This window comes from Massilia frigida, assembly GCF_011682175.1.
Lineage (GTDB): Bacteria > Pseudomonadota > Gammaproteobacteria > Burkholderiales > Burkholderiaceae_D > Telluria_A > Telluria_A frigida.
On sequence record NZ_WHJG01000136.1, the window covers coordinates 1 to 983 of the forward strand.

The window sequence follows — 983 nt, forward strand, 5'->3', positions numbered from 1 at the left end:
CCAGGTTGCGCGATTGCTTGACTTCAAAGCGTGGCATGATCAGTCGGGTGAAAACAGGAAATGCAATATTTTACTTTGCAATCAATGACTTGATCAACTATTGCATGGGCTGGAACACGGATTCAGGGATACTTTTCGGGTTATTTCTTTCTGGATTTTATTCGCTATGCTCCGCAGAAATAGACATTTCGCAGCGGCTACAGGATTTTATTGCAATGACCGATGCAGTTTCAACAAGCGGCAAACCGACTGCGGAAAAAGCCAATTTAATTGACGCGGAGTATACAAAGAATTTCGCCACCGGCGCGTCGACCATATCTGATGACGAGTTGGCGGCGTTTTTCGCGGCGACCCAGTATGTGATGTTCTATACATTGGACAAGTCCAAATTGCCCTTGTTTGAACAGACATTTTCCAGGTTAGTCGACACAGGCCAGGCGACGCCGGACCAATATAAACAACTGTTGCAAACGTACTACGCTCTTCGCGAATTTGAAAGAGCGAATTCGCTTATTGAGCAGTACAACCCAAATTCTTTACAACACATAATTTTGGCAAATGACCTGACAGGCGCTTCGGCGCGGCGAACTGCTTGGACTTTTCAGGAGAAACACGGCTTAACACGACGCCTTGTGGACTTGCAGAAGGGATTGCACCTCGTTATTATTGGCTCGCCTTATTGCGGATTCGCGAAAAAAGCCATATCAGGAATTGAAAGCGACCCCACGCTTGCGCCGTTACTGCGCGAAAAAGTGACGCTTTTGGCAATGCACGATTTTAGTTTCAATTACGAGGTGTACACCAAATGGAACCAGTTGCACCCTTCGCTTCCGTTCATATTGGCGCATAGCCGGGAAGGCCCTATGACGTTTCCGGTGAAACTTGACATCGGCTATGCTGTGAGGTTCTACCGTCCCGGAGTGCGGTCAAGGGCGGCGCGCGCTGCGCGCGTGCCGGCGTAGCGCACCCTTGACGGCATGCAG

The 983-nt window shown here is 49.3% G+C and carries 1 protein-coding gene; it reads left to right on the forward strand.

From position 1 onward, the window contains the following. Positions 1-962 (forward strand): hypothetical protein (locus tag F2P44_RS34345; protein WP_223165156.1); only part of this gene is annotated, 962 nt, incomplete at its 5' end. Between the last annotated feature and the right edge of the window lie 21 nt (positions 963-983).